General features: G+C 55.5%; 2 rRNA genes. Both read right to left on the reverse strand.

The features are described from left to right. Positions 1 to 174: 174 nt before the first annotated feature. A 23S ribosomal RNA gene (locus ACTWQD_RS18335) occupies positions 175 to 3,310 on the reverse strand. Positions 3,311 to 3,846: 536 nt separating this feature from the next. Next, positions 3,847 to 5,371, reverse strand: a 16S ribosomal RNA gene (locus tag ACTWQD_RS18340). The 16S and 23S rRNA genes sit together here, the layout of an rRNA operon. Positions 5,372 to 5,410: the final 39 nt, after the last annotated feature.

The raw sequence follows: 5,410 nt of genomic DNA on the forward strand, positions 1-5,410 counted from the left end.
AACTGTGATGTTAGAACTGTGGTGTTGTTATTCAGTTGTTGGTTCCTGTGCAACATCTCGCCGTGGTGGCGGGTTTGTTGGTTGGGAACCACATAGTGGACGCAAGCAGTCTTGTTTCTTTGTACCCTGCTTCTTGGTGTGAACGTCTTTTGAATCCGTTCACGAAGAGGGTGTGTGGTGTAAGTTATCGGCCTATTAGTACCGGTCAGCTTCACGAGTCGTTAGTCCTCGCTTCCACATCCGGCCTATCAACCCAGTGGTCTGGCTGGGGGCCTCTCACACACAAGGTGTATGGAAATCTCATCTCGAAGCGAGCTTCCCGCTTAGATGCTTTCAGCGGTTATCCCATCCGAACGTAGCTAATCAGCGGTGCACTTGGCAGTACAACTGACACACCAGAGGTTCGTCCGTCCCGGTCCTCTCGTACTAAGGACAGCCCTTCTCAAATTTCCTGCGCGCGCAGCGGATAGGGACCGAACTGTCTCACGACGTTCTAAACCCAGCTCGCGTACCGCTTTAATGGGCGAACAGCCCAACCCTTGGGACCTACTCCAGCCCCAGGATGCGACGAGCCGACATCGAGGTGCCAAACCATGCCGTCGATATGGACTCTTGGGCAAGATCAGCCTGTTATCCCCGAGGTACCTTTTATCCGTTGAGCGACGGCCATTCCACAATGTACCGCCGGATCACTAGTCCCGACTTTCGTCCCTGCTCGAGATGTCTCTCTCACAGTCAAGCTCCCTTGTGCACTTACACTCGCCACCTGATTGCCAACCAGGCTGAGGGAACCTTTGGGCGCCTCCGTTACTTTTTAGGAGGCAACCGCCCCAGTTAAACTACCCATCAGGCACTGTCCCTGACCCGGATTACGGGCCGAAGTTAGATGTCCAAAGTGACCAGAGTGGTATTTCAACGATGACTCCACCCGAACTGGCGTCCGGGCTTCAACGTCTCCCACCTATCCTACACAAGCCACTCCGAACACCAATACCAAACTATAGTAAAGGTCTCGGGGTCTTTCCGTCCTGCTGCGCGTAACGAGCATCTTTACTCGTACTGCAATTTCGCCGAGTTTATGGTTGAGACAGCGGGGAAGTCGTTACTCCATTCGTGCAGGTCGGAACTTACCCGACAAGGAATTTCGCTACCTTAGGATGGTTATAGTTACCACCGCCGTTTACTGGGGCTTAAATTCTCAGCTTCGCCTTGCGGCTAACCGGTCCTCTTAACCTTCCAGCACCGGGCAGGAGTCAGTCCGTATACATCGTCTTGCGACTTCGCACGGACCTGTGTTTTTAGTAAACAGTCGCTTCCCCCTGGTCTCTGCGGCCCTGATCCCCTCCCGCCAGCAAGTGGCGTTCAAGGTTGGGGCCCCCCTTCTCCCGAAGTTACGGGGGCATTTTGCCGAGTTCCTTAACCATAATTCTCTCGATCGCCTTAGTATTCTCTACCTGATCACCTGTGTCGGTTTGGGGTACGGGCGGCTAAAACCTCGCGTCGATGCTTTTCTCGGCAGCATAGGATCACCAAATCCCCCCATACGGGGGTCCCATCGGGTCTCAGGCATCATGAACGGCGGATTTGCCTACCGTTCGCCCTACATCCTTAGACCGGGACAACCATCGCCCGGCTTGGCTACCTTCCTGCGTCACACCTGTTAATACGCTTGCCTCCCAGGATCAGGTCCCGCGCTCCACCAAAACCCTTCACCCACAAGGGGTGTCGGGCAGGTCTCGGGCGGTTAGTATCCCCTGTTCAGCATGGGCGGTTTTTCGCCGGTACGGGAATATCAACCCGTTGTCCATCGACTACGCCTGTCGGCCTCGCCTTAGGTCCCGACTTACCCAGGGCAGATTAGCTTGACCCTGGAACCCTTGATCATTCGGCGGACGGGTTTCTCACCCGTCTTTCGCTACTCATGCCTGCATTCTCACTCGTGTAGGCTCCACCGCTGGTTTACACCGCGACTTCACTGCCCACACGACGCTCCCCTACCACTCCAGACGCCTGAACCACAAGGGCTTGGCACATGTCTGAAATCCACAACTTCGGCGGTGTACTTGAGCCCCGCTACATTGTCGGCGCGGAATCACTTGACCAGTGAGCTATTACGCACTCTTTTAAGGATGGCTGCTTCTAAGCCAACCTCCTGGTTGTCTTCGCAACTCCACATCCTTTCCCACTTAGCACACGCTTAGGGGCCTTAGTTGGTGGTCTGGGCTGTTTCCCTCTCGACTATGAAGCTTATCCCCCACAGTCTCACTGCTGCGCTCTCACTTACCGGCATTCGGAGTTTGGCTGACGTCAGTAACCTTGTAGGGCCCATTAGCCATCCAGTAGCTCTACCTCCGGTAAGAAACACGCAACGCTGCACCTAAATGCATTTCGGGGAGAACCAGCTATCACGAAGTTTGATTGGCCTTTCACCCCTACCCACAGCTCATCCCCTCCATTTTCAACTGAAGTGGGTTCGGTCCTCCACGACGTCTTACCGTCGCTTCAACCTGGCCATGGGTAGATCACTTCGCTTCGGGTCTAGATCACGCCACTGCAACGCCCTGTTCAGACTCGCTTTCGCTACGGCTTCCCCACACGGGTTAACCTCGCGACGTAACACTAACTCGCAGGCTCATTCTTCAAAAGGCACGCCGTCACCACAACACAGCAAGCTATGATGGCTCCGACGGATTGTAAGCACACGGTTTCAGGTACTGTTTCACTCCCCTCCCGGGGTACTTTTCACCTTTCCCTCACGGTACTGGTCCGCTATCGGTCATTAGGGAGTATTTAGGCTTATCAGGTGGTCCTGACAGATTCGCACGGGATTTCTCGGGCCCCGTGCTACTTGGGATACTTCACCAGGCGGTACACAACATTTCGGTTACGGGGCTCACACCCTCTCTGGCCGGCCTTTCAAGACCGTTCACCTATGCCTGTACTACTCACCTTCCCAGCCCGGCAGAGCTGGAGTGGGAAGTCCCACAACCCCGACCATGCAACGCCCGCCGGCTATCACACATGGAACGGTTTAGCCTGATCCGCGTTCGCTCGCCACTACTGACGGAATCACTATTGTTTTCTCTTCCTGCGGGTACTGAGATGTTTCACTTCCCCGCGTTCCCTCCACGCACCCTATGTGTTCAGATGCGGGTCACCAGGTAACTCGCGCCCCTGGCGGGGTTTCCCCATTCGGACACCCTGGGATCACAGTCCGGTTATCGACTCCCCCAGGCTTATCGCAGATTCCTACGTCCTTCTTCGGCTCCTAATGCCAAGGCATCCACCGTGTGCTCTTAAAAACTTGACCACAAAAGATCAAGGAGTAATTTCGAGAAAACCATGGAACCAGACGCAACACACCCACCACCCAAAAGGCAGCAAGCACATCACGACAGATCCAGGTTCATATTTCTTGGAAATTGCTTCTTATAAAAGATGCTCGCGTCCACTATGTAGTTCTCAAACAACAACCCCGTACCACACACCCCACACACACTTACATGCATGATCGGTGCAGCCAGGAAACCAGAAACAAACAAGCCCCGCACCCCACACCCCGCCCCCAAAAAGGGACGAACCATGAACCACGGCCCTGTTGCCTCAGGACCCAACAGTGTGCCAAACACTACCCGGCGATACCTACCAGCAGACGTTCCAGGACCCTCCAACCCCGAAGGGAAAGAGTGTCCGTACTAGCTGCCGGCGAGTGCCGCCAGGCACCTATTTGTTGATATTCCACCCGTGAGCACCCGCCGCAGAACAAACGTCTGCGCAACGGGCGTACTCCTGACAACACCACCACACCCGCATACACGGGGCAGGGTTGTTGTAGGCGCTCCTTAGAAAGGAGGTGATCCAGCCGCACCTTCCGGTACGGCTACCTTGTTACGACTTAGTCCCAATCGCCAGTCCCACCTTCGACAGCTCCCTCCCACAAGGGGTTAGGCCACCGGCTTCGGGTGTTACCAACTTTCGTGACTTGACGGGCGGTGTGTACAAGGCCCGGGAACGTATTCACCGCAGCGTTGCTGATCTGCGATTACTAGCGACTCCGACTTCATGGGGTCGAGTTGCAGACCCCAATCCGAACTGAGACCGGCTTTTTGGGATTAGCTCCACCTCACAGTATCGCAACCCTTTGTACCGGCCATTGTAGCATGCGTGAAGCCCAAGACATAAGGGGCATGATGATTTGACGTCGTCCCCACCTTCCTCCGAGTTGACCCCGGCAGTCTCCTATGAGTCCCCACCATCACGTGCTGGCAACATAGAACGAGGGTTGCGCTCGTTGCGGGACTTAACCCAACATCTCACGACACGAGCTGACGACAACCATGCACCACCTGTAAACCGACCGCAAGCGGGGCACCTGTTTCCAGGTATTACCGGTTCATGTCAAGCCTTGGTAAGGTTCTTCGCGTTGCATCGAATTAATCCGCATGCTCCGCCGCTTGTGCGGGCCCCCGTCAATTCCTTTGAGTTTTAGCCTTGCGGCCGTACTCCCCAGGCGGGGCACTTAATGCGTTAGCTACGGCGCGGAAAACGTGGAATGTCCCCCACACCTAGTGCCCAACGTTTACGGCATGGACTACCAGGGTATCTAATCCTGTTCGCTCCCCATGCTTTCGCTCCTCAGCGTCAGTTAATGCCCAGAGACCTGCCTTCGCCATCGGTGTTCCTCCTGATATCTGCGCATTTCACCGCTACACCAGGAATTCCAGTCTCCCCTACATCACTCTAGTCTGCCCGTACCCACCGCAGATCCGGAGTTGAGCCCCGGACTTTCACGGCAGACGCGACAAACCGCCTACGAGCTCTTTACGCCCAATAATTCCGGATAACGCTTGCGCCCTACGTATTACCGCGGCTGCTGGCACGTAGTTAGCCGGCGCTTCTTCTGCAGGTACCGTCACTTTCGCTTCTTCCCTACTGAAAGAGGTTTACAACCCGAAGGCCGTCATCCCTCACGCGGCGTCGCTGCATCAGGCTTTCGCCCATTGTGCAATATTCCCCACTGCTGCCTCCCGTAGGAGTCTGGGCCGTGTCTCAGTCCCAGTGTGGCCGGTCACCCTCTCAGGCCGGCTACCCGTCGTCGCCTTGGTGAGCCATTACCTCACCAACAAGCTGATAGGCCGCGAGTCCATCCAAAACCACAAAAAGCTTTCCACCCCCCACCATGCGATGAGGAGTCATATCCGGTATTAGACCCAGTTTCCCAGGCTTATCCCAGAGTTAAGGGCAGGTTACTCACGTGTTACTCACCCGTTCGCCACTAATCCCCGGTGCAAGCACCGGATCATCGTTCGACTTGCATGTGTTAAGCACGCCGCCAGCGTTCATCCTGAGCCAGGATCAAACTCTCCGTTGAAGTAAAACAGACACAACCAACACCCCCGGGAAAACGGGA

Origin of the sequence: Pseudarthrobacter sp. 1C304 (genome assembly GCF_052245515.1) — a bacterium.
Lineage (GTDB): Bacteria > Actinomycetota > Actinomycetes > Actinomycetales > Micrococcaceae > Arthrobacter.